Consider the following 25955-nt stretch of genomic DNA (forward strand, 5'->3'; position numbering starts at 1 on the left):
GAGTTCAAATATTAAATGATAATTCTATTTATTCCACAGGTTGTATTGAATACATTTCGTTTGCATTCAGTGCCAAAGTAATCTGTCCATTGCTAACCGCTAGAACTTGAGCTTCCCCTAATCCTTTTTCCGTTACAGGATATATTGTCACCTGTTTTATTCCATTCCAACTAGAAGGCAACGTCCATTTCATAGAAGAGTATCCTTTCTCTGAAAAAGCGATAATCTCCTTGTGGTCTTTTATCCATGTTACAGGGATAAACAAATTATTATCCCGACGTACTAGGTTTCCGTCTTTTATAAGCGTTTTATTTTGTCCGTTTACAACTAATCCATCGGAATAGATTACAGTTTTAGTATCAGCATTATAACTTTCTACTTTATGTTGATTCAAGTAAGCCCATTGCAAAGTAGTTATACAAAATTGCTTTTTAAATTCCGCAAAATTCGTATTTGTACTTATTATTTCTTCACCATGCATATTATCACCAAATAAAAAAGCTGTATCCCATATGGTCCCATACAAACCACTACGTCCGCCGCAAGCCAATGCCGGACTAATTGTACAACGTTCTTCAGGAGTCAGATCGCTATACCATGCTGCCGGTTGTAAACCATAAAAAGCATCAGTGCGTTGATAACCCTTATAGAACTCACTTGTTACATCTATCCCTTTATCCCTCCAATAACGAAAAATTTTCCTCATAACCTCGGTCGTCATTTCTTTCGAATATCCATGAAAAGGACTTTCGCGAGGCTCAAATGCATCAATATGTACCGTCTTTGAAGAAGTTAAGTCCAACAGCTCTATCACTTCGTCTATACGTTTCTTAGTATATCCTTTCTTCCATTCATTAATCAGGCATACTTGAAAGTTTGGCATATTATTATAAGATCCCCATTGTAAGAAAGTACCATCCGCATTCCTACAAAGTAAATCCTTTTTCACATACGTATGCCACAAAGGACTATTCGTATAAGCATCTGTCAAATTGATATGAACAGAAATTATCGTATTATACTTGGCAGCTTCCTTTTTCAACCAAAGATAGCTATCACGAGCAGTCTTATCCTCCGGTCTTTTTAATGCTTCATTAAACACATTAAAGGCAGGGTATTTGTCATCATGTCCATTAAACTGCCAGCCTACCAAATATACTACTTTCGTAATGCCACGCGTTAAATTATCTATTTTCTTCACATTTTCTAAGACATCATTATAGTCCAATTTCTTAATAGTACCTCCTTGAGGATCAGGTTGTGCAAGAAACATTTTCATCAACATAGAAGTATGATAAGAAAGCATATAGGGACGTTCCGGTTTTCCAGTCTTTGTATAGTCATATTTCTCTCCCGAAATATTATCAATAAATTCTTCATCTTCCTCATTCTTTATTACTGAAGTTCGCTCTTCATTACTACAAGCACTACTAACTGTTGATACCATTACAAACAGCAAGAAATATATAAGACATAGACGATAACTAAAATTTCTCATGATATTATTTATTAGATGGTTATTATATTATTTTAATCGCACCTGGATGGATTTTCCAACCATTGAAGAATATGATTTCCAGACCTTTCCTTCCCTCTCTATTACTGTCTTGATCCTGTCACCATGCCGAATAACACGAATATTAAAAGGCTTTGTACCAAAAGCATACACATTTTTGAGTTCCATAAAATTCCATTCGGCCGGAAGTTGGGGAGTCAACATAAATGCATGTAGCCCCATTGGCCGGATACCAAATATACCTTCCGTAATTATTCGGCAATAAAGACCGCTTTCTGCTGACAAATGACGCTGATTACCTTCCGGCCAGGCTTCGATCGGATAAGGTACATGATCGCCTAATAATCGTTGCACGGAATAACGTTGCAAATACCGGGTGGCTTTCTCACGCTCACCAGCAGCATAAATACCTCTTAAAGCATACAAAGCAGGACGATCCCAATAAGTAGAGGTTCCCGTTTGTGATAATAAACCATTCTCTGTCCATAAATTTGGAGAAAGTAATGCATTAATAGTCCCCTCTTTACGGTCGAAAATACCAGCTACTAATGGCACACATATCCAAGAACGAAGCACATCGTTACCTTTATAATAACAATATGTTTCATACCCTTCTATATTCGCTTCAAAATAATGAGCTATATTCTTTCTTAATATCTCTGCCTCTTTCCGATAGCCATTAGATAGTGATACAGATTTTCCTAGTTCTTTACTTAGATAGCTGGCAGAAAGAAGAGCGTCATAGTATAAAGTAGATGTATTAAGATTTGCATTTCCTGCCGGAAAGCGATTCTCCATCTCATCAGTATCTGAAATTACCACACCTTCAGCATTAAGTTTTCGTTTACAATACATCAGACACCATTCTATCAGAGGCCACAATTCATTTGCAACATCAGTATCTCCTAATTCCAAAGCAAAACGTGCTGCACCATAAGCAATCATCGCCGCATCTCCACGGTCACCGGCACCATGCCAGATATCCTTTCCTTCTGCTATTATTGAACTCGGAATCGGATTGTATTCTGGATTCATAAAACGAGCGAAATGCCGATAAGAATTGATAGCTGCCTCATTACCTATTTTATACCCAAGAAAAGGGAAAAAAGGATTAACATATTCCGCCTGATCGTTTGCCCAAATTGCTGCATAATAAGCTTCACCACCCGGTCCATGCATTAATCCACCACTTGTACGATAAATGCTTTCCGATGCACGGATTTTAGCAAAAGCAAAAGCTGTATTCAAAATTGTGTCAGGAGAACAAAATTCCAGGCTATTCCATACCTGCTCTATAAAGCTATCTCGTGAACGAAGCTCTGCCTCTACATCCGGCAATAGTTCTGTCTGACCTCTTTTATAAGCCTGAACCGACGCCCCAAAAGTGATGGATTCACCACTTCCAAGTAGAAAAGCCTCCACTTTACCTACAACAGTAGAAGCTACTAATGTATAACTTCCATCCACTCCCTGATCCGGCCTTGTCTGATACACAACACGAGAATGAGGAAGCAATACTTCCACCTTTTCATTTCCTATATTCTTAACAGTGTATCGTTCGCACAACATCGGCTTGTCAACAGAAGGAAAGAAAACGCGAGTTAATTCTATTGCAGGAACAAGTTCTCCACCTGCCTTGGTTCCTCTTGTATGTCCGATTGTAAACTCACTGACTACCGTCAACTTTCCATCCAATTGTATTGACTTTACCTGCTCATTATTCAAGGTTAATCCATTTACCTGTAACATAGCTAAAAAGTCAACAGAAAAACGACGAGTCAAGCTAGCATGAGTATCATTAGGAACTGTACGCAACATAGGCCATATCACCGAACGTTCCAAAGAAAAAGCACCATCAGTATTCACACCATAACGAAGCACGGTAGCGACCTTTTCCCCCCCCATTTCTATATGATCATAATGGGGAATATTTTGTCCTATACTCCATTTTATCGATTGATCCGATTGAATCTGCCAACGAGACTGCCCATCCATTTCACAGAATGGTAATAACCCCACAAATAAAATAACCAGTTTAGCAATTTTCATCCTTTGTATATTTAAATGCAAGAACATAAAATGTAATATTTATAAATCCCATCATCGTAATCATCATTTCATACGATGATGGGAAATTGTCTTAATCAATTGGCTGTCCGTCAACAGAAGTCACTTTCTTCATAGAAAACTCCCAAATTGCCGTACGGTCAGCATTACCACTTGGAATAACCTCCATCTTCACATATTGAGTTCGCAACTGATTATCAAGCATATCATTCGGTATTTCTCCCCAATACAGACCATCCTCTGGAATATTTATAGAAGCAACCTTTATCCAGTTGACAGTAGCATCATACTCTTTCAGACGATTATGTAGTCCTCGATATTCATCCCCTTCTCCTTGATACCCTGAAAGTATATTCCAGTCATTATCAGATAAGGAAACATTTATATCATCAGTAGTAATATAGAAATTAACACCACCTGCTCTTACATCCCATTTTGAGAACACACCTAATTGCGCAATGAAATAAGGATCCCCAAGATCAATTGCAATATACGGATTTCCATAATTCCCGCCATGACTATCATTTACATATCCCATCCAACCGAAATTATTAGAAGTATTACTATCGAACAGATAAGAATAAGCATGCCCCCACGGTTCATAAGTTAATGTTCCATAAGCAACCTTCCACTTCGATTTGTCTGTCACTTCCGTATTTGTATAAGTGTGGAAACCACAAATCAACAGCATTTCATCTTTATCTGTATTAGCTGTTTCAGAAAGAGCTAGTAATCTGACAGGCAATACATAAATCACTCCACTATTATTCTTTTTAGCTTCATAAATTTTATCCGGATAAAAAGTTATATTAGCAACCACATTTGTTGCAGATGCACCCATTGAAATAAGTTTATTCGGCAATTCATACATATCAGATTCCAAAACTTTATATGCTATTCCTTCAGGAATACTATATTTTTCATCCAAATCAGATTGAGAAATCAACTCCAACTGTACATCAGTAGCCAAAGCACCCTTTTTCACAATACTAACCGGCACTATATGAGATATTTCAGCACTGTTTAATATCAATTGTTCCCTACTCTCCCCAAACGATACAACTACAGGAGATACATTGCATCGAAGTAGTACCCTATTCTTATCAGCATTAACTGAATCGCTGGCACTAACTAAACGCACCGGTAACACATATTCCACACCATCTCCTCCCTCTTTAACAGCACCATAGATTTTCTTGGGCTTAAAAGTAACATTAATGGTTTTTCCTGTTTCATCTCCAGAAATAGATACAGACTCATCTACTATCATATACATGTCCTTAGACAAGACCTGATAATTAGTCCCCTGTTTATCATTATACTCTACATCTACTTCATTCTGTGTAAGCACTTCCAAGGAAGCATTTGCCTCCAGATCCTTGCGTAAACCACCTTTTATTACTGTCAACTGATACTCGTATACCTCTTCTTCCACAGACATTATAACCTCTTGTGAGCCTGTTTCCTTTATTGATAAGATCTTATGATATTCATCCGGAACCAGTTCGTCATACTTTCCATCCAGATCATTACAAGATATAAGTAGCCCCAGGCATCCTAGCAGACAGATATTCAGAATATATTTTTTCATATTTCAGCATTTTTCAAATTAATATTTAGGAGCTTGTATCAAATGCGGGTTATTATAAATTTCACTAGCATTGACAGGAAGCAAATACATACGATCATCCCATTGAAATGGCTGATCCACTTTTGTCCGTCGGTTAAACTCTTCAAAAGTAGGATTCTCCTTTTCTATTGCATTCAATCCTTCGCGTACTCCAGCCTTAAATAGTTGTGGAGCAATCATCCAGCGACGTGCATCGTAATAACAGTGACCTTCGGCAAACAATTCAACAAAACGTTCATTGCGTATCCAATCCATCAACGACATTTCATTTAAATCTTTTGCTCCTATTACAGAAATACCTGCACGTTCCCGGACCTCATTCAAATTATCCAACGCAGACTGTTGCTCACCTAAAGCAGCATGGCATTCAGCCAAACTTAAATATAACTCTGACAACCGAATGAAAGGAGTAGGTACTGAACGATAATTATATCCACCATCCTTCCGAAATGTCAAATTAGGAGCTGCCCATTTCTTAAGGAAATATCCGGTAGTACAATTATCGCGATTAAACTTGCTTGGATTATATCCCTGCTTTAACGAATTTCTCACTTGTACAATCAGAGGCGAACCATCACATATCTTTTGTCCAAATTCATCACCATCAAACGATAGCCATGCATAAAAACGAGGTTCACGTTTGGTATTCAATTTTATAATATCCTCTCTACCTGTATATCCGGCAGACTCGAACCAACTATCTTTCGGCAACTGCGAATCATTTTCCGGAAGTTTTCCATCAGCTGTATAAAAGTGCTCCACAGCATAAAGTAATGGAGACATTGCACACACACCTCCCCAAGCAGAACCGTCATTCTTTGTTACCACCCAATGAGGAACAGCTTCTATCGCATTAGTACTTAATCTATCTGTTACTATTCCCCAAATCACTTCCCGATTTCCTTCTGTTTCTGCAGAACACATCATATAACGCATTTGCATAACTCTTTTCTTAAAATCATCACTTACCCCCGGAATATTAGGCAAATTCAATTGATGCATGTTCCGAAGACTCTCTGAAGTAAGAAGATCAAACAAAGATCTCCCCCCTTCACCCAATGCCAGATCTAATGCCTCCTGACATGCTGTCTTGGCGCGTACCCATTTATCACGACTATACATCAAACTCACGAGCTCCTTTCCATACCCCGGTGTTTCATAGTTTGTATTTTTCCATCCCGTAAAAGGGAAACCACCATTCCATAAAGGAGAAGCGGCATATAAAAGTACCCTAGCCTTCAAAGCTTTACTAGCAACAGAAGTGGCACGGCCTAAGTCATTAACATCTACTGTTGCAGGCAAAACCTTAGCAGCTTCATCTAACCAACCAACTATTTTATCGACACAATAATCAAAATGAGAACGCCCGGGAAACTCTGACTTAGGTGTATTCTGCGAATAATAATGTTCAATTATAGGAATAGGTCCATACGCTTCCAACAAACGGAAATGATAATATGCCTGTAAAAATAAAATTTCAGCTTTCCAACGCTGCCTGTCATTTTGAGAAACACCAACCGGATTCAGTTCATCCAATGTCTTTAAAAACAAATGACAATGCCCTAGATAATCATAACAAGAACTCCAAGGTAAGGCCGCCGGTCCCCAGTTTGAAACATAAGTAGACGAAAGTTGGTCCCAACTAACTTGTTGCCCCAGATACCCCCACAACAATGGACTCACAAATTCATCCGTAGAACTCTCCAATGCCCCCAAATTATTACAGGGTGCACTATAATTTGTGCCAGAATAGCATGAATAAAGAAAACCGATAGCATCATCCTTATCACGCATCGTATCATCAAAATCAGCTGTTTCAGGAGGTACCACATCCAAATAATTACAAGCTGTAAAGCAACAGACCGGCAATATTATTTTTGCCCAATATAACATGTGTTGAATGATCTTCATAGTCTATATTTTTTTAAGTATTTCTAACTGATTAAAAAGTAAACTGAGCACCAATATTAATAGCACGCTGTAGTGGATAAGCACTATAAGATAATTCTGGATCCCAAAGTTTAAATGGACTCCATACTGCTAAATTATCTCCACTAAGATAGATACGACAGAACGGAAAAGAATATCCTAAATCCAACGTTTTGAAACGTAAAAAATTACCATTACGCATCCAAAAACTACTAGGCTTCATATTATTAGCTATTTGAGAATTATTGACCCCCAATCTGGGATAAGCGGCTTCTTGATTAGGATTAGCTTCCGACCAATAATTATCAGCTATAAATTTCATCAGATTCCTGTCCTGGTTCCCTACATCCGAACAGAACGGAGCAATGTTGTCTATCATCAGTGTACGTTTGGCGGAACCATTGAAGAAAACACCGAAATCAATGTTCTTATATGTCCAGTTCAGACCAAACCCATATTGGATGCGGGGTATCCCCCCATAGCGTGATAACATAATCTGATCTTCGGTTGTAATAGTACCATCTCCATTCACGTCCCTGTATTTTATATCACCAGGCATTACTGTACTCCCCAAATTTTTTTGTGAAGGACTATTACGTATATCATCCTCATCCTTAAACAACCCATCTGCAATATAACCATATGTGCAAGATAGAGGCTTACCTGTTTTCGTTTGCCATACATAAGGATAATCCGGTTCATCATTATACACATATTTATTTTGTGTATATGTAAAATTACCACGTAAATCCACAAACATATCCTTTATTATTTCTTTCTTCCAGTTCACACTTAATTCAAAGCCTTTATTATCAACTTTCCCGATATTACTCCATGGAGTAGCATGAGCATATCCCATAATAACCGGCCATGAGCCACGCTTCTGCAAAATACGGTCACGCCGATCATGGAAATAATCGAAAGTGATGCTCACCTGATCAAAAAGATTCAAATCAACTCCAATATCAAATTTTTTAGCACGTTCCCACGAAGCATTCTCCACTGCATATCCTTCTATCCCTGGACCTCTTTTAGATATATAAACTCCATCATAAGGACCGGTAGAGAATATTCCGCTTCCATCGATATTAACATTATTAATATACAAAAAATGAGCGGCACCAGCCGAAAGTCCTGTTTCATCACTTCCTACAAGCCCATAAGAACCGCGAATTTTCAAGTGAGTAACAGCTGTTGAAAGGGGTTCCCAGAAGCTCTCATTGCTCACTACCCAACCTAACGACATTGCAGGAAAAAACTCAAATCGGTGTCCACTGGCCAAACGTTCCGTCCCGTTATAGCCAAAATTAAATTCAGCAAAATATTTATTCTGATAGTCATAAGTAAAACGTCCGGATAACCCTTGATTTCTCTGTGGCAATACATCACTACGATACTCACGCTGCATATACATTAACATACCGGAAACTGTGTGATCTTCACCAAAACGCCGATTATAGTTAACACGCGCATCAAAATAGAAAGTTCTATCAGAATAACGATTTATTGTCCCTTGCTTAATATAATCTGTTCCTTTCTGTAATAACTCAAGATAAAAAAACTCCGGATCAGAAGGATCCCAAGTATAATCCATCACTTTATAAAAATAAGGATCAAGTGTATTCGTGTATGAAGAACTGCTGTGGCTCTTCATATTCACAAGCACCGTTGCACTCAACCCTTTAGTTATGAAATCAAACTCCTGACTGATGCGCAAAGAAGCATTTATAGTCGAATAATTACTCTCGCTAAATGAACTCATCATAGCAGCATAAGGATTTATATTCACAGTTGACCCAGTAAGTATCGAATTACCAAACCGAATGTGGTTATCGCCTTCTTCTGTCGGATAGGTGGCAGGAAAAGCCACCGGATTGGCATTATAAACAGCATTAAAAATATCAGTGGTAGAAATACCAGGACCTTTTTGGTTTCCAAACTGTGCATTCAGGTGCAAATCTACTTTTGTGGTAGAAGTAGGTTTATAAGATATGTTATTCTGAAAAATATAATTCCAATCGTTGATATTACTATCAAAAGAATAAGTACTCGGTACATCCAGTAAACCTGTATCATGATTTGCCTGAATTCCCATGTAATAAGTTACTTTTGAACCACCGCCCTGCATATTGATATTCGCACGTTGATTCATATTAAAATCCTTAAACATCAGACCATACCAATCTACATTCGGATAAACATAGGGATTTATCCCATTCCGGGTATACTCTATAACTTCATCAGAATATTTTGGAGTAGCTGATGGAGTACGTGTAGTCAAAGCTTCATTATACAAATTCATCCACGTAGGACCATCTACATACTCCACCCGATTCATCGGCTTTACAAAAGAATTCTCTACTGTTACATTAATTCTTGTACGAGTATTCTCCATCCCCTTTTTAGTAGTAATCAGCATCACTCCATTTGCACCACGTGCACCATAAATAGCAGTGGCAGAAGCATCCTTTAAAATTGAGAAACTTTCGATTGATTCAGCAGGAATACGATCCAAATCACCTGCCGATATTTCCACATCATCCATAAGAATTAACGGAGTAGCCCGTCCACCAAAAGTTCCAACTCCGCGAATATAAAATTCAGATACAGAACCTGGTTCTCCACTAGTAGTGGACGAAATAACTCCTGCCAATTTTCCTGCAAAATTACTCGTTAAAGAAGAGCTGGGAGCTCGTAGTTCCAATCCTTTTACAGTAGCGATAGAGCCTGTCACAGACACTTTTTTTTGAGTTCCGGCGCCCACAACTATCACTTCTTCCAATTCATTGGAAGAACCCATTTTTACCTCAATAAATCCCAGATCTCCTACAGGAAGCAAGCGTTTATCGTAACCTATATAAGAGACTTCTAATATACTTTTATTCGTACATTCCGGAAGAGAGAATTTTCCGTCCAAGTCTGTTATTACTCCCACGTCTTTTCCTCTAATCTTAACACTGGCTCCAATCAATGGCGTATTATCGGAACCATCCGTCACTATCCCACTGATTGTTCTTACATCGTCTTTCTTATTATCTTTCTTGCTTTCTCGGATAATAGCAAATGAATTTCCACTTCTTCGATATGTCAATTCTGTAGATAAGAGTATCTTTTTCAGGAAAGCTTCAACAGGCATTCGTTTTACGGAAAGAGTTATTTTTCCAACCTTCGCTAAATCTGTGTCACGATAAGTAAATCTGTATACAGTCTCCTTTTCAACCTGGTTTAAAACATGCTGTATACTTGTGTTTTTCACAGACAATGTTATATACTCATTTTTATCCTGTTGCTGTGCAAACAAGCTCAATGGAATAAAAAATAAAAAGATATAAAACAGAATTAAATAATTATTGCTACTTTTGTAGAAGTTGCATTTAAAAGAGTTACACTCTTTCTTGACATTTTTCATTATAATTATCATATAAGGTTAATACTAAATAATACTCACAATTGTATTAACTAGAGGGGAACCGTCAGTCTGCCAACTTTTCGGTTCCCTTTTTTATGGCGCTCTTTCTTTCATCTGATTTAATTTAAAGTTACTACTCTGATTTAATCACTATTTTATCATCCTTTACCTTAAAAGTAAAATCATAATGCATTTGAAGAATTTTTAATACATCATAAATATTATCTTCTTTAAAGCTTCCGGTAAATAAGTCCAAATTATATTTATTCTCTAGTATTTCGATTTTCATTCCATAGCGTTTCTCTAGTTTCTTCATTATATCCGAGAAACAAGTTGAACGGAATACTAATTCTCCTCTCATCCAAGCTGTTTCAAATTCGCCAGATGTTGGTGAAATATATAATGAATCATTCAATTTACTATAAACAACCTTCTCATGTGGCTTCATTACAACCGCATGAGCACGATTACCTGTAGTAGTCAGCTTGACACTTCCCTCTATCAGCATCGTTTCCACATGTTCCTGTTCAGGATAAGCACATATGTTGAATGTAGTACCTAGTACTTCAATATTCACATTCTCTGTATGTACATAAAATGGTTTCTTTACATCTTTGGAAACTACCAAATAGGCTTCTCCTGAAAGATATATATTTCTATTCTTCAATCCAAAATCAGAAGGATATGATAGAGAAGTAGTAGCATTCAGATAAACTTTCGTACCGTCTGGTAATGTCAATTCTGTTTTATCCCCACTCTCTACTTGTACCATCAATTGAGAATTCAACAAGCTGTTTAGTTTTTCATTACTATAATAAAAATAAATTTGAGTACCTAACAAAATCGGTATGACAATTGCAGCCGCAATTTTGAGAAAAGTATACAGAAAACGAGGCCGGCGGGAATAAAGAGTCGGACTTAGTTTTTTCATAAAATGACCAACATCATCTGGTACGGTAACCAATGTATCATAGTTTTCCCAAACATCCGATAACGCTCGTGCCAATTCTTCATTAGACATCTTTGCAACAGAGTTCTTTAATTCCTTACCTTCTTGCGAGGTGATAGAATTACGCACAAATTTTTCTAATAGAGTATGTGTCTTTCTTTCCATATGTTAACTGTTTCTATATAGTTAATACGAAACTGCTAATATAATCTACTATGGAAAAATGAGTTTTTTTATCAACTAAAAAAAAGAGTGAAAAAGAAGAGAAGAGTACCTTTTATTTCCTTCTTAAGAAGTCTCAAGGCAGTAGAAAGTTGATTATAGACCGTTTGTTCACTTATTCCCAATTTGCTAGCTATCTCTGAAGAAGTTAATCCTTCCTCTTTACTCATTTCGAATATTTCTCGTTGCCTCGAAGTTAATTTATCCTTTGCCCGATTTAATTCTTCTACAAAAAGATCAAAATCCAATTTTTTTTCAATCTCAGTAGGAGTACTTAATACTGCCTCATCACAATAATTCAGATAATCTTCAAAAAGAGGTTCATTAAGACGCTTTCGGAATTCATCTATGATCAAATTTCGAGATATTTTGAACAAATATGATTTAAAAGAAAGATCTGGATCAATAAATTCTCTATTGATCCAGACTTTTATAAAAGTATCTTGAACAATACTACCAGCCAAATCAGCAGAACGTGTCATTCCTAACACAAAGCCATACAGATTCCCTGCATACATTTTATATAATGCATCAAAATCACGATATGAACCTAAACGTAGCCTTTTTAGCTGATCTTTATCCATGTTATCTATATTACTGGAAATGTGATATTATTTAATAGTCACCATCGTAGCTCCAAACCCATATTCCTGGAAAGAAGCATCCTGATAACGGCAATTACTATATTTCCGTTTCAATTCATCAACAATAGCTTTCCGAAGCACACCATCTCCTTTGCCGTGAATAAAGACAATCTTCTGCTCACGTTTGTTCTTATAGACTTCCATCACTTCGCGAAACTTATCCAATTGATAATTCAGTATTTCAGCATTACCCATTCCTTGAGTATCATCCAGTAGAGAGTCGATATGAAGATCTATTTCAACAATCTCACTCTTTCCACCATGAGCGTGATTCGGTTTCACAATAGGTTGTGATCTGGGCTTATCGACAGATTTCTTCTGCAGCAAAGCCTCTTGAAGCTCTTCTGCCGAAACATATACTTGTTTGGTAGGCATATCATCTTTCACAATGTCATAAATCAACGCCGGTTCTTCGAAGAAATCAGAATCGCTAAAGGTATGAAGTTTATAGAACTTCACAGTATCAATCCGTATTTCCACACTGACAGCCGGTTTGATAGCCGCAGGCTTACCATCCTTGAAAGCAATCAACTGAACGGCCACCCGCTCCATATCATTCAGTACATCTTTTGTGAACTCCTCCAACAGCAATTTCGTATTAGGTTCCACCAACCCGTGCGAACGGTTCTTCCAGGCTTTTCCTTCTGCACTCAAATAAGTGTAATACAAATAATAATTGCTATCATTTACCAAATAAGTTTCGAAAGGAGTAGTCATCATAGCCTTTGCATCTTCAGGCACATAAGCCAGAAATACATTCAGCGTATCTCCTCCCTTCACTTCCGGCTGGCGTTGAATGACGGGCATCTCCGGTTTTACCGGTTTAGCAGGTTCCTCTTGTTTCGGAGCAGAAGAAGTCGGTTTACGCTTCAAATTATAGTCGTCCGTTTCAATCACTACACACTCACGTATCGGCATCGGAATATCAAATCCATCCGCATCTTCCACCAACACAAAATCCTTTCCCTGGAATCCAGTGACGATTCCACCGCCTACCTCACTAAGAAAGCGTACTTTATCTCCTATTTTCATTGTTGTATATCCAATTAAAATTCAAACTCAAAAAAACGAGTAACAAAGATAGAGATTTCTATGAAATTAAATGGTGATTCGGTTCTAAAAACAAATCGCCTGCCTTTATTCCTCTTTTTATTATAACTTTGCATCCGAAAAGCCCAACATATTACTCAAAACTTACTATTAACGACAATAACCGATGAAAGAACTTATAAAAGTCATAGCCTTCGATGCAGACGATACTTTATGGAGTAATGAACCGTTTTTCCAGGAAATAGAAAAACAATACGTAGACATGTTAACGCCTTATGGCACTTCCGAATATATTTCAGCCGCTTTATTTCAAACGGAAATGAATAACTTGAAAAATCTCGGGTATGGTGCTAAGGCTTTTACCATTTCTATGGTGGAGACAGCATTGCGAATTAGCGGACAGAAAATTCCGGGCGCAGACATCCAACACATTATTGAATTAGGCAAATCATTGCTGGAAATGCCTATTGAGCTATTACCGGGAGTGAAAGAAACACTGAAAGTATTGAAAGAAAAAAAGCAATACAAATTAGTAGTTGCTACCAAAGGGGATTTGCTCGATCAGGAGAATAAACTGGAACGTTCCGGGCTAACTCCTTATTTCGACCACATTGAAGTGATGTCCGATAAAACAGAGAAAGAATATCAGCGTATGTTGAATATATTACAAATCGCTCCTTCCGAATTTGTCATGGTTGGCAATTCTTTGAAATCAGATATTCAGCCTGTTCTATCGCTGGGAGGGTATGGTATACATATTCCTTTTGAAGTGATGTGGAAGCATGAAGTCGTGGATACATTCATACATGACCATCTGATACAGTTGAAAAGAGTTGATGAGTTACTGACGTTGTTTTAAGTAATTTCTCTTCTTGATTACAACAGTTTCATCAATTCAGCAGCCCGGCATGCTTCTATCGAATTCCCGACAGAAAGTTTCTCCAAAATATTCTGTCGGTGCCGGTTGACTGTATTCACACTGATATAAAGGGTTGTTGCAATCTCCTTACTTGATAGTCCTTTACGTATACAGCGAAGTATTTCCTTTTCACGTTCGGACAATATATTACGATGTTCCTCCGATAAAAAAAGTGTTTCTACCTCTCCACGTTCCATGTGAGTAATGGTAGGGTATATACCTTGCTCTGTCCGTTGGTCTGCCGACAAGGAATAAAGACAAAAGATCAGCCATGCACTCCCTGAAGGAGTATTTTCCATAATCTGCACTAAATTATCAATATACTGATACACTCCTTTCTCATTCATCATACGTATTCTGCATCTTCCCCGGTATTTCAGCCGTTCATCGAAAGCCATTGCAAAGGTTTTCTGGAAAAACTTATATTCTAACAAACGCTTTTCTACCAAATCTTCGGGATGAATACGTCGGTAAATGCAATCTTCATCCATAGAATCAATTACACTCAGAGCAGCTTCTTCGGGAGTCAACCCCAAGAAATGTGCCCACGGATGAACGGCAATATAACTCTTCCTGTTCGAAAGATCTGAAATTACAGCACACCCGCCATTTATCTCTGTCAATGAATGAATAAAACGTCGATGCTGCTCTACAACCCCATTATCCAATGTTTCATCAGTGATCGGTTGCGTTGCATAAACTTCATCTATTTCCTTTTGTAATACGTCCATTCGATAAAATGGTTATTATTCAGTATTGTTACACACGGCGGCTTGCGCTATCTTTGCACCACAAAGATAATCAAATAAGAAATAATCATGAAATATTTAAAAATCAAAATCATGTCAATAGCCTTTATGGCAGTAGCAACTTCTTCTATGGGACAAAGTTTGAATAAAATGAACTGGCTGAATGAGCCTCAACAATGGGAAATAAAAGATGGTAAAACTTTAGTGATGGACGTTCCGGCAAAAACTGACTTCTGGCGGATTTCTCATTATGGATTTACCGTAGACGACGGTCCTTTCTATTATGCCACTTACGGTGGAGAATTCGAAGCCAAAGTAAAGATAACCGGCAATTACGTAACAACTTTCGACCAAATGGGATTAATGCTACGCATCGACCATGAAAACTGGATCAAAGCAGGTGTGGAATATGTGAATGGCAAACAGAATGTGAGTGCTGTTGTAACGCATCGGACTAGCGATTGGAGCGTAGTACAGTTGCCGGATGCTCCCCGTTCTATATGGATAAAAGCAGTCCGCCGCTTGGATGCAGTAGAAATATTTTTCTCACGTGACGATAAAGAATATATTATGATGCGCACTTGTTGGTTGCAAGATAATTGCCCTGTCATGGTTGGGTTGATGGGAGCTTGTCCGGACGGGAAAGGCTTCACCGCTACATTCGAAGAATTTAAAGTGACTCCATTAGCCGATCAACGAAGACTGGAATGGGCCAAGAAACAAATGAATAAATAGGTACTTCACATATATAGGTTGTTTTACCTGACTAAAGCATAGCTTTAGGGAATGAAAAGCATAGCTTTAGCCAGTCTAAAGCTATGCTTTTGAGAGTTAATAAGACATTTTTTCATATTATTTCCAAAATCGTATATACCTGTCCTTTTCACGGTTCAAAGCAACTTCATCGACACAATCATCCAGCCGGAACCATGAATGTTCTATGAACGAGCCTCCTTTTTTAACAGATTTATCCCAGTTTCCTATCACCTGCCCCTCATGAAGAACAATCGGATAAAACAGACCATTATTCGTAAATGCTTTTGCATAATGCTCTTTAGGCAAAACGTCTGTCCTGTCTTTATACCCAAGCAAATATTCATCATAAGAAGGAAGAAGATGTAAACTTCCGGAGACTTTTCCGCGAGTCCGGCAATCTTTATGAATATACCATGTCTGTCCATTCCATTCTTCCGCAGTCAATTCTGAATCAATCAGATAGATAGCTTGCCGTGCTTCAGTAACAGGCAATCCCGACCACCAGACAAAATCTTGTAAAACAGCGGGAGCATGACTCCGAAAATAGCTTCTGGCCAAACGAGCCAAAGATTCATCTTTTGTCAGTTCGGGCATTGGCGGAACACGTTCTTCCAAAAGTGCATACGTGCATTTACTTCCTTTATCTTCTCCACTACAGACAATACCTACCTGTTCTGCCCGCGCCATAAAGCGGGTCATACGATGATTATCCGCCACAATTCCCGAACGGCTAAAATGTTCAGCAATCTCCTGCCTTGTCAGACTTTTGTTTCCACTAAGAATCTTTTCCAGTAACCGATAACTTTTCGCATAAAGTTCTTCTGAAATATCCAGATCATGTCCTTTCGCATAAGATTCATTGGCAGCTATCACACGCTCGGCAGAAAGTTTCAACATCCATCGGATATCTTCTGCCGCTACCAGATGCCATGTCGGACGCATTACATGGGTCCGCAAAATCTCACCCTCGCGTAGTGCTTTCTCCACAGTCTGAATCGTTGCCGACTTCAAACGCATTCCTACTGCCCACTTTACCATGGAATAATTCTGTGCCTGTATGGCTCCCATCCATGACACAAGTTCCTTCGGTTGAGAGAAAAGAGGACTTAACAACTGTTGGTTGAGTAAACGTATATTCGATATTTTCATTTCAATTTATTACCTTTTTTATCAATATAAAACCAATGATCGCTTTGCCATGTCCAATGCTCCCCATAATCATCCATTGCCTTCTTTGCCCCGGTATAGGTCACTTCGGCCTTCCCGTCTTTAAAAGGAAAAACGAAAGCAAACTGCGGTTGGATGACGACATTCCCCAATGTATCGGCAAATCCCATCAGCATCTCATCGTTTATGATACGAAAAAGCCCTTCCTCTACATAGTCCGGCCCATTATCAAAGCTAAAGGTATAAAAAAGTTTTTCTCCTTTATTGTTGATCGTTGTCCATCCGGGGGTATGAGGTTCCACTACAAAACCGATATGCCGTATGGTATCACTCCCTCCATAATGATATTTACCAAAAGGAATCACCGTATCACCTCGTTCATTCAAATAACAGACAGAAGAGCCTAATTCCGGAAATTCCGTTGACGTATAAGCGATAAGGATTGCATGATCCGACTGTTTCTGACCGTCCAAACATCCAGTCGTAAAAATACAAAACAATAAGGCATACAAGGATTTTATTTTCATGAGCTTATTATTAGTATACTGCAAATATAAAATTTCTTTCCAAACAAACCATTGTTAATGAAAAGAATAAACTGGAAAAATCACTTTTATTCATCAACCAGAAGTTTTATTTCACTTTTTATTTCTTTCTTTGTAAGAACTACTACCAACAAAACGACTAACTCTTCAAAACACATTAAAATTAAGTGAAGTGGAAGAAGAATTCATCAAATTAATTACCCGGCATGAGGGGATATTACAGAAAATATGCAATATCTACTTTTATCAGCATCCATTTCGGGAGGATTACTATCAGGAAATATTAATCCGGTTATGGAAAGCTTATCCAAAATTTAAACGAGAAAGTGCCGTTTCAACCTGGCTATATAGAGTTGCTTTAAACGCTGCCATCGACCTTGTGCGAAAAGAGTCTATACAACCTGTCTATAAAGAGCTTTCAGCTCAAGAATACTCCATACACGACAGCCATTCAGCAGACAATTCCATGGCAGATAAAAAGGAACAATTATATCAAGCTATCAATCAGTTATCCGATATAGAAAAAGCGATTATCATTCTCTATCTTGAAGGGAACGAGTATAAAGAGATTTCTGCTGTTATCGGTATTTCAGAAACCAATGTAGGAGTGAGAATTAATAGAATTAAAAAGCAACTTATTAAACTTTTGAAAGATGGAAGAGTATAATTTAAAAGAGTTTTGGCAAGAAATACATACAGAAACGGAAGTAAAACCTGTCTATGTAAGAGAAGTTATACGAAAGAAGCATTGCAATGTCATTTCCAAAACCATACATCGTCAGAAAATTCTGATCTGCTTATACACGTGCTTTCTAGCTATGTCTGTGGCGGCTAGTATTTGGGATATGTGTATAATAGGCAGTGCTTCTCTCTCTTTATGGACTGCAAGTGCTTTCTTGCTATTTTTATTACTTTCCAGTATCGGACACTATCAATTACTGATAAAATCTGCCGACTTATATTCAATAAAAGACTCCGGAGTTATGCTAAAAAAACGATTAAGACGAAGAATCAATATCGATTTTTCCATCTATTTGATATTCTTTTACGGAACAGCGAGCAGATTTATCATCCAATATTTCAAAGATTTCGAAGGATTAAAAGAGCTTTCATTTGTATTAATACTCTTCGTATGTATCCTTCTTACTATTCCCTGGTTAATGAGATATCAGCAAAAGCATCGATACAGATATTACCTCAACTCTCTTGCCAAGAGCCAAAACCAGTTGGAAGTCTCCGAATAAATCTCTACTTTTGTACTCCATAACAAAGAATATATTTAGATATGATGCTCTATAAACTCATCCCTCCCTCAACGGTAACAACAGCTATCCAGTTGCCGGCTTCTAAAAGTATCAGTAATCGTGCATTAATCATCAATGCATTGGGTAAAGGAACGTATGCTCCTGAAAACCTGTCTGATTGTGACGATACACAGGTGATGATAAAGGCTCTCACCGAAGGGAAAGAGACGATTGACATCATGGCTGCGGGCACTGCTATGCGTTTCCTTACCGCCTATTTAAGTGTGACTCCGGGAGAGCGGACCATCACAGGAACAGCACGTATGCAACAACGTCCGATACAGATATTAGTCAATGCTCTTCGGGAGTTAGGAGCTGAAATAGAGTATACTCACAATGAAGGGTATCCTCCCCTATGTATCAAAGGGGCAGAGCTGAAAGGAAACGAAATAACACTGAAAGGAAATGTCAGTTCCCAATATATATCTGCTTTACTGATGATAGGTCCGGTACTCAAAGACGGTTTGACGTTGCATTTGAGCGGGGAGATTATTTCCCGTCCATATATTAATCTTACATTGCAACTGATGCAGGACTTTGGAGCCAAAGCCGCATGGACTTCTCCAAGCAGTATTTCCGTTGCTCCACAACTCTACCAGAGTATTCCTTTCAAAGTGGAAAGTGACTGGAGTGCGGCTTCCTATTGGTATCAGATTGCTGCCTTGTCTCCCAAAGCAGAAATAGAATTGTTAGGATTGTTCCGTAACAGCTATCAGGGTGATAGTCGGGGAGCAGAAGTTTTCTCACGCCTAGGTATAACTACCGAATTTACATCGCAAGGTGTGAAACTGAAAAAAACAGGCAAAGCACCGGAAAGGCTGGAAGAGGACTTTGTCGATATTCCGGACTTGGCACAGACGTTTGTCGTTACTTGTGCCTTGCTGAATATTCCTTTCCGTTTCACAGGATTACAAAGTCTGAAAATAAAAGAAACTGATCGTATTGCCGCATTGCGCACCGAACTTAAAAAGTTGGGATATATTATTGAAGAAGAAAATGACAGCATATTAATGTGGAATGGCGAACGATGTGAACCGGAGGAAATTCCGGTGATTGATACCTACGAAGATCATCGTATGGCAATGGCATTTGCTCCGGCAGTTATCTGTCATCCTAATTTGCTTATTGCCGATCCGCAGGTGGTCACCAAATCATATCCCGGATATTGGGAGGATTTGAAGCAGGCCGGATTTCAGGTGATAAACGAAGGATAATCTCCGGACATTGTGGAAGATTTCAATAAATATACTTCCCATATCAACTACTCCCCTATTGTAGATTTCGTATTGCAACAGGGGAAGCAGACCTATTATAAGAAAGGAGAATACTTTTCCCGTCAAGGAGAAGTATGTAAAACAATGGGGTTCGTCAGTTCCGGTTCTTTCCGGTACTGTTGTACTAACAGTGCAGGCGAAAACAGCATCGTAGGATATACTTTCGATCATTCTTTTGTTGGCAACTATCCGGCTTTTCAATTACAGGACAAATCCAATGTAGATATACAGGCTTTATGTGACTGCTCGGTATACGTAATCAATTACCAGCAAATGACAGAATTCTACGATACCAACGACGCTCACCAAAAGTTGGGACGTCGCATTGCAGAAACTTTGCTGTGGGAGGTCTACGACCGGATGATTTCAATGTACAGCCTGACACCGGAGGAACGCTATCTCGAAATTATCAACCGTTGTCCCGACTTACTGAAACTGATTACTTTAAAAGAACTGGCTTCTTACCTTCTGATTCGTCCCGAAACATTAAGCCGTATCCGAAGAAAAGTCGTACAAAAGTAAATTCTTGATTTCAGTCAAGAGTTTATTTATTCCCTACCCCTACTTTTGCGGACAAATAAAGTATACGGTATTTCATGAAGAAAATTATAATTATAGGTGCAACCTCCGGCATCGGCCGTGGATTAGCAGAAATTTATTCTCAAGAAGATTTCTTTATCGGCATTACCGGCCGTAGAGAAAATCTATTGAAAGAGGTATGCGCCCGTGACGAAGACAAACTATTCTATCAAGTGTGTGACATCACCGACACGCAATCCACTATTTCATCCCTTGAGACACTCATTCAAAAAATGGGTGGAATGGATATACTGATTATCTGTGCCGGTACCGGAGAATTAAACCCTGAACTATCCTACCAACTGGAAGAGCCCACCTTACTAACTAACGTGATAGGATTCACCAACATCGCAGACTGGGGATTCCGATATTTCGAACGGCAAAAAAGCGGGCATCTGGTTACTATCTCCTCCGTTGGAGGCACTCGGGGGAGTGGCATTGCCCCTGCCTACAATGCATCGAAAGCCTATCAAATCAATTATATGGAAGGACTACGGCAGAAAGCGACCAAATCTCACTATCCTATTTATACTACCGATATTCGTCCCGGATTTGTAGATACTGCCATGGCAAAAGGAGAAGGATTGTTCTGGGTTACTCCTGTTGATAAGGCTGTGAGGCAAATAAAAAAGGTTATTTCTAAAAAGAAAAAAGTAGCTTTCATCTCTAAAAGATGGAAATATGTGACTATTCTATTTCGTCTTTTGCCATCTGCTATTTATTGCCGGATGTAAAGTTCTTATTATTCGCCGTCTCTCCTATTTTAAGAAAGAAACTTCCGTGAATTCTACCATCGGGAAACAAAGATTATCTACACAAATTCGCTATATTTGCAAAGATAGTCTGTCAACAGGCCAATAAAGGATTATAATTACCCCACTGGCTGATTGATACTATCCAAATAAAAACGAGAGCATATATGAATACTGATTTCATAAACTTAACAGCAGAAAATCTTTCCAATGAGCATTTATGCTGCATTATCCGTAGCAAGAAATCTCATCCGGGCATTGAAGCAAAACGGCAATGGCTTTCCGACCGACTGAAAGAAGGTCATGTTTTTAGAAAGTTAAATGCAAAAGTTACGGTCTTTATTGAATATGCTCCTCTTGAAAAAGCCTGGGTTCCGATAATGGGAGGCAACTACTATTACCTCTACTGCTTATGGGTTTTAGGCAGTCCCAGAGGAAACGGGTATGGAAGTTCGTTGATGGAGTACTGTATAGCTGATGCTAAAGAAAAAGGTAAATCCGGCATTTGTATGCTTGGAGCAAAAAAACAGAAGAATTGGCTTTCAGACCAATCATTTGCAAAGAAGTTCGGCTTTGAGGTGGTTGACACTACCGATAATGGATATGAATTGCTTGCTCTTTCTTTTGATGGGACAACCCCGAAATTCACTCCAAATGCTAAAAGGCTAAAAATAGAAAGCGAAGAACTGACTGTTTATTATGATATGCAATGCCCTTATATCTATCAATACATTGAGATGATTAAACAGTATTGCGAAACAAATAATGTTCCTGTTTCTTTCATTCAAGTGGACACATTAGAAAAAGCAAAGCAATTGCCTTGTGTTTTCAACAACTTCGCCCTGTTTTATAAAGGAGTTTTTGAAACTGTGAATCTGCCAAATATCGACTACTTGAAAAGAATACTCAAAAAATAAGAAGTACAATCCTGACACATTTTCCCGTTCATTCATTATCAGGATTGTATTTTATCTGTTTCCTTAAAATGACTTCTCATTCGCCATCTTCCACATATTGAGAAAAGATGCTTTGCTAATTTCTACTATTTTATCCCAATTCAATCGATCTGCATGATCGGAAGGCTGATGATAGTCAGGATGCCCGTCGGTATGATACCAGATGATCGGAATATTGACTTTGGCAAACGAACCGTTATCACTTCCTCCTATCGGATGATCCCAAGCGCGATAATCCGGTTCCAGCTGTAAGCCGTGTTTTTTGATATCCTCTTTCAGCCAATCACCAAAAGCCGGATGAGCGGCTGTATAGAAATAGACAACATGTTTAGGCTGTTGAGGTTTGTTATTACGTCCAATCATGTCAAAGTTCAGATACCCTTTTATTTGAGACAAGAAAGGACAAGTTTGTACAAAATATTTAGAGCCTAGCAATCCTTTTTCTTCTCCATCCCAAAAGGCAAAGATTACATTCCTTTCAGGTTGCTGTCCACTGGCAAGAAAGGCTCTCGCTATCTGCAACACTGCCGATACACCGGAAGCATTATCATCAGCACCGTTGTATATTTGATCGCCGTCAAGTGCAGGATCGATGCCTAAATGATCGAAATGAGCCCCTACAATCACATATTCTTTCGTGTTTTTACCAGGAATCATTCCCAATACATTCCTCATAGAGAGCTTCTGATGGACTTCCTGTTTCAGTTTGGCAATGGAATCAGGATGTACTTCCAAGCGCCCTTTTTTCTGGCGTTCTTTGCGATAAGCATCAAAAGGCTGGAAATAACTGTCAGTCAAAGGTGGGATTCCCATCCATTGTAATAAAGAGGCAATATACTCCGAGGTCACACGTGAACCGTGAAAACCTGCCTCACGACCCTGCAATTCATCGCCTGCCAGAAAGTTGATAGTAGCCTCGGCGGAGGAACGGTTGATCGTACTCAAAGCTTTGTCTACAGGAGACTGTGCAAAAGTAGCCATTCCCATTAATAAGAGCCCTGCCACTATTAAAATTTGTTTTATCATCTCTATTTTACTATTATTTATCAGTAGGATCTTTTACAATATACCACCCTTTAAGTAATCCTTTATCACAATTCTCCTCTCCGGGATTTCCGTAATAAGAAATAAAATAAGTCTTTTCGTATCCAGGATTGTCCTTAGGCACTTCAAACAATTTAGTGAAAACCGAATTCAATGCTTTTCCATCCAATTTACAGGAATAACATTCCAAACCTCGCAATTGATTATTCTTCGGAATCAGAATACTCGCTAATTGCTTATTATTGCTGCAATTCAAAGTATATAACAATGATTGTTTTGACAAATCCAATTCTGTTAATTGATTGGAACTACAATCCAACTCTGTCAATAAAGGCAGTTGAGATAAAAAATCCAATGATTGAAAGGCACATCCTCCCATGCGCAATGTCGACAGTATTGTCTCATTATCAAATTCCAACGCAGACAATTGCGGATTATCATAGCAGAAGACATAATTTAATGATGGCAGTTCTTTTAGAGAAAGAGATTGTAATCTGCTATTTTCTGTACACCACACCCCTTCTAAATCCGGATGCTCTCCCAACTTTAATGAACTCATTTGGGGAAGTCCATAAAGTTGTATGGCTTTTAGTTTTGAACAATGGTCTATGTTTACAAGCTCCAAATCTGCGCAATTACCTATACTGATTATCTCAATATTAGGGCAAGAGGCATTAAAATCAATCTCTGAAGTGTTTATAATACTATTAAGCAACAAAGTTTTCATTTTGGGAAGATATCCTAAACAAAGATTACCTATCGGAATCAAAAGCGTTTCAACATTACAGGTATCAATCTCTTCCGCCCATATTCTCACTTGATAAGTTCTGGAATTTCCATATTTATAAGTTATAGGATCATTTTCTGGGTTTGCAATCTTTTGTATTCGTCCATCTCCCCATTCGATTGCCATTCTACCACCACTAGCGGCAATCTGTAACTGCTTCCAGTCATCGGTAGCATCCACCGTGAATCGTATCGTATTCTCATCTGTTAATTCCGGAATTTCAAAGTCGTCTCCAAATACACTTCTATCTTCATTAGAACAGGAAACTAACCCCAGTAACAAACATAAGCCTATCAAGCTAAATAACTGTTTCTTTTGTTTCATCGTGTAAAACTTTAAGTTAGTAACATACAAAAGTAAGAAAAGAAATAGATACCATACTCGATAGAATGAAATTTATAAGTAACTTTGCACAAATTTGATTCGTAATTGTTATATTGGTATGTGGATACTCATTATAAGTCTGGTACTGCTGGGGGTTATCGCGCTGATAGCCGGAATCATCCGCAACAAAAGACTACAAAAGAAAATAGAAAAAGGCGAACTGGATCGTATGCCGGAAGTGAAGGAAGTAGATGTGGAATGCTGCGGACAACATGAAGTATGCGAAAGGGATAGCTTGTTGGCCGCTGTCAGCAAAAAGATAGAATATTACGATGATGAAGAGCTGGACCAGTTCATTGGCAGACCTGGAAATGCATATACGGAAGAAGAGACAGATATGTTTCGGGATGTACTGTATACAACATTGGATATAGAAGTGGCCGGATGGGTACGTAGTCTTCAACTCCGTGGCATCGAACTGCCGGATGATCTCAAAGACGAGGTCTTTCTGATTATCGGAGAAAGAAGAAATGGAGAAATAAAAACGACGGACGACAGGTGATGGATTTACTACAATATACATTCTTTCAACACGCTTTGTTGGGTAGTCTGCTGGCAAGCATTGCCTGTGGGATTATCGGTACATACATCGTTACCCGCCGCCTGGTATTTATCAGTGGAGGAATCACTCATGCTTCTTTTGGCGGTATTGGGTTAGGATTGTTTGCCGGAATTTCCCCGATACTCTCGGCGGCTGTATTCTCTGTTTTATCAGCCTTCGGTGTGGAGTGGCTTAGCAGACGGAAAGATATGCGTGAGGACTCTGCCATTGCAGTGTTCTGGACGTTGGGAATGGCACTCGGAATCATGTTCAGCTTTTTGTCACCCGGATTTGCACCCGACTTATCAGCTTATCTTTTCGGGAATATCCTGACCATTAATCAAATTGACTTATGGATGCTCGGCATATTGGCACTCATACTGACCGGATTCTTTTATCTGTTTATCCGCCCTATCGTATATATTGCCTTTGACCGTGAATTTGCACGTTCGCAGAAGATTCCGGTAGAGATATTCGAATACGTGTTAATGATGTTCATCGCATTGACTATTGTGGCCTGCCTGCGGATGGTAGGTATTGTGTTAGCCATATCTCTTCTCACCATTCCACAAATGACGGCTAACCTCTTCACTTATAGTTTCAAGAAAATCATCTGGTTGTCCATCGGTATCGGTTTCTTGGGATGCTTGGGCGGATTGTTTATTTCTTATCATTGGAAAGTCCCCTCGGGAGCTTCAATCATATTCTTCTCTATCCTGATTTATGCTATCTGCAAAATCGGAAAGAGTTGTTGCAGGAAAAAGTCATCATAATAGATATAG

The 25955-nt window shown here is 38.6% G+C and carries 23 protein-coding genes; 10 read left to right on the forward strand and 13 right to left on the reverse strand.

Translation table 11 applies throughout. From position 1 onward, the window contains the following. Positions 1 to 28: 28 nt before the first annotated feature. The 8 genes from DXB58_RS07450 to DXB58_RS07485 form a co-directional block, all read right to left on the reverse strand. Positions 29 to 1498, reverse strand: a complete 1470-nt coding sequence (locus tag DXB58_RS07450; RefSeq protein WP_117934284.1) for an endo-alpha-N-acetylgalactosaminidase family protein — start codon at positions 1496 to 1498, stop codon at positions 29 to 31. A gap of 27 nt (positions 1499 to 1525) precedes the next feature. Then, positions 1526 to 3565, reverse strand: coding sequence for a hypothetical protein (locus DXB58_RS07455; protein ID WP_369907089.1), 2040 nt, complete (start codon positions 3563 to 3565; stop codon positions 1526 to 1528). 91 nt (positions 3566 to 3656) lie between these two features. Continuing rightward, the gene (locus DXB58_RS07460; protein ID WP_122136404.1) at positions 3657 to 5174 is read right to left on the reverse strand and encodes a DUF1735 domain-containing protein; all 1518 of its coding nucleotides are present in this window, start codon (positions 5172 to 5174) and stop codon (positions 3657 to 3659) included. Positions 5175 to 5192: 18 nt separating this feature from the next. Beyond that, a complete protein-coding gene (locus DXB58_RS07465; protein WP_122136405.1) occupies positions 5193 to 7124 on the reverse strand; it encodes a RagB/SusD family nutrient uptake outer membrane protein in 1932 nt (643 codons plus the stop codon). Positions 7125 to 7155: 31 nt separating this feature from the next. After that, positions 7156 to 10482, reverse strand: a complete 3327-nt coding sequence (locus tag DXB58_RS07470) for a TonB-dependent receptor (RefSeq protein ID WP_369907090.1) — start codon at positions 10480 to 10482, stop codon at positions 7156 to 7158. A gap of 202 nt (positions 10483 to 10684) precedes the next feature. After that, positions 10685 to 11665: a FecR family protein gene (locus tag DXB58_RS07475; protein ID WP_122136406.1), complete on the reverse strand. Its 981-nt coding sequence runs from the start codon at positions 11663 to 11665 to the stop codon at positions 10685 to 10687. A gap of 71 nt (positions 11666 to 11736) precedes the next feature. Continuing rightward, a complete protein-coding gene (locus DXB58_RS07480; RefSeq protein WP_117934292.1) occupies positions 11737 to 12306 on the reverse strand; it encodes an RNA polymerase sigma factor in 570 nt (189 codons plus the stop codon). Positions 12307 to 12333: 27 nt separating this feature from the next. Further along, positions 12334 to 13398: a DUF2027 domain-containing protein gene (locus tag DXB58_RS07485; protein ID WP_117934294.1), complete on the reverse strand. Its 1065-nt coding sequence runs from the start codon at positions 13396 to 13398 to the stop codon at positions 12334 to 12336. Positions 13399 to 13582: 184 nt separating this feature from the next. Between DXB58_RS07485 and DXB58_RS07495 the strand changes: the two genes are divergently transcribed. Then, positions 13583 to 14275, forward strand: coding sequence for an HAD family hydrolase (locus DXB58_RS07495; RefSeq protein WP_122136407.1), 693 nt, complete (start codon positions 13583 to 13585; stop codon positions 14273 to 14275). Between the two features lie 17 nt (positions 14276 to 14292). Here DXB58_RS07495 and DXB58_RS07500 read toward each other — a convergent pair whose 3' ends face one another. Continuing rightward, positions 14293 to 15066, reverse strand: a complete 774-nt coding sequence (locus tag DXB58_RS07500) for a response regulator transcription factor (RefSeq protein WP_122136408.1) — start codon at positions 15064 to 15066, stop codon at positions 14293 to 14295. 111 nt (positions 15067 to 15177) lie between these two features. On the opposite strand from DXB58_RS07500, the gene DXB58_RS07505 reads away from it, so the two are divergent. Next, positions 15178 to 15819 carry a DUF1349 domain-containing protein gene (locus DXB58_RS07505; protein ID WP_117934298.1) on the forward strand — a complete coding sequence of 214 codons (642 nt, stop codon included), beginning with the start codon at positions 15178 to 15180 and terminating at the stop codon, positions 15817 to 15819. A 117-nt stretch (positions 15820 to 15936) separates the two neighbouring features. Here the strand turns inward: DXB58_RS07505 and DXB58_RS07510 are convergent, their stop codons facing one another. Continuing rightward, entirely contained in the window at positions 15937 to 16989 is a 1053-nt protein-coding gene (locus tag DXB58_RS07510; RefSeq protein WP_122136409.1) for a winged helix DNA-binding domain-containing protein, read from the reverse strand. After that, complete coding sequence (locus DXB58_RS07515; RefSeq protein ID WP_008998914.1) at positions 16986 to 17534, reverse strand: WG repeat-containing protein; 549 nt, start codon at positions 17532 to 17534, stop codon at positions 16986 to 16988. The genes DXB58_RS07510 and DXB58_RS07515 overlap by 4 nt, the downstream gene beginning before the upstream one ends. Before the next feature lie 190 nt (positions 17535 to 17724). On the opposite strand from DXB58_RS07515, the gene DXB58_RS07520 reads away from it, so the two are divergent. The 6 genes from DXB58_RS07520 (at position 17725) to DXB58_RS07545 (ending at position 22378) form a co-directional block, all read left to right on the forward strand. Further along, positions 17725 to 18219, forward strand: coding sequence for an RNA polymerase sigma factor (locus DXB58_RS07520; protein WP_122136410.1), 495 nt, complete (start codon positions 17725 to 17727; stop codon positions 18217 to 18219). Then, positions 18206 to 18796, forward strand: coding sequence for a hypothetical protein (locus DXB58_RS07525; RefSeq protein ID WP_122136411.1), 591 nt, complete (start codon positions 18206 to 18208; stop codon positions 18794 to 18796). Before DXB58_RS07520 ends, DXB58_RS07525 begins: the two co-directional genes overlap by 14 nt. Positions 18797 to 18840: 44 nt before the next feature. Then, positions 18841 to 20070 (forward strand): 3-phosphoshikimate 1-carboxyvinyltransferase, encoded by a 1230-nt coding sequence (aroA, locus tag DXB58_RS07530; RefSeq protein ID WP_369907091.1) that lies wholly within the window; start codon positions 18841 to 18843, stop codon positions 20068 to 20070. A gap of 12 nt (positions 20071 to 20082) precedes the next feature. After that, positions 20083 to 20652 carry a Crp/Fnr family transcriptional regulator gene (locus tag DXB58_RS07535; protein WP_122136413.1) on the forward strand — a complete coding sequence of 190 codons (570 nt, stop codon included), beginning with the start codon at positions 20083 to 20085 and terminating at the stop codon, positions 20650 to 20652. A 74-nt stretch (positions 20653 to 20726) separates the two neighbouring features. Next, complete coding sequence (locus DXB58_RS07540; protein WP_122136414.1) at positions 20727 to 21443, forward strand: SDR family NAD(P)-dependent oxidoreductase; 717 nt, start codon at positions 20727 to 20729, stop codon at positions 21441 to 21443. Between the two features lie 185 nt (positions 21444 to 21628). Then, positions 21629 to 22378, forward strand: a complete 750-nt coding sequence (locus DXB58_RS07545; RefSeq protein WP_122136415.1) for a GNAT family N-acetyltransferase — start codon at positions 21629 to 21631, stop codon at positions 22376 to 22378. Between the two features lie 63 nt (positions 22379 to 22441). Here the strand turns inward: DXB58_RS07545 and DXB58_RS07550 are convergent, their stop codons facing one another. After that, positions 22442 to 23443, reverse strand: a complete 1002-nt coding sequence (locus DXB58_RS07550) for a M28 family metallopeptidase (RefSeq protein ID WP_122136416.1) — start codon at positions 23441 to 23443, stop codon at positions 22442 to 22444. A gap of 13 nt (positions 23444 to 23456) precedes the next feature. Then, entirely contained in the window at positions 23457 to 24572 is a 1116-nt protein-coding gene (locus DXB58_RS27900) for a leucine-rich repeat domain-containing protein (protein WP_199487934.1), read from the reverse strand. 118 nt (positions 24573 to 24690) lie between these two features. Between DXB58_RS27900 and DXB58_RS07560 the strand changes: the two genes are divergently transcribed. Both DXB58_RS07560 and DXB58_RS07565 read left to right on the forward strand, forming a co-directional pair. Beyond that, positions 24691 to 25134: a phospholipase gene (locus tag DXB58_RS07560; RefSeq protein WP_122136417.1), complete on the forward strand. Its 444-nt coding sequence runs from the start codon at positions 24691 to 24693 to the stop codon at positions 25132 to 25134. Further along, a complete protein-coding gene (locus DXB58_RS07565; RefSeq protein WP_122136418.1) occupies positions 25134 to 25946 on the forward strand; it encodes a metal ABC transporter permease in 813 nt (270 codons plus the stop codon). The genes DXB58_RS07560 and DXB58_RS07565 overlap by 1 nt, the downstream gene beginning before the upstream one ends. The last annotated feature ends 9 nt before the right edge of the window (positions 25947 to 25955 follow it).

The sequence above is a fragment of the Bacteroides sp. OM05-10AA genome (genome assembly GCF_003439055.1).
GTDB lineage: Bacteria > Bacteroidota > Bacteroidia > Bacteroidales > Bacteroidaceae > Bacteroides > Bacteroides intestinigallinarum.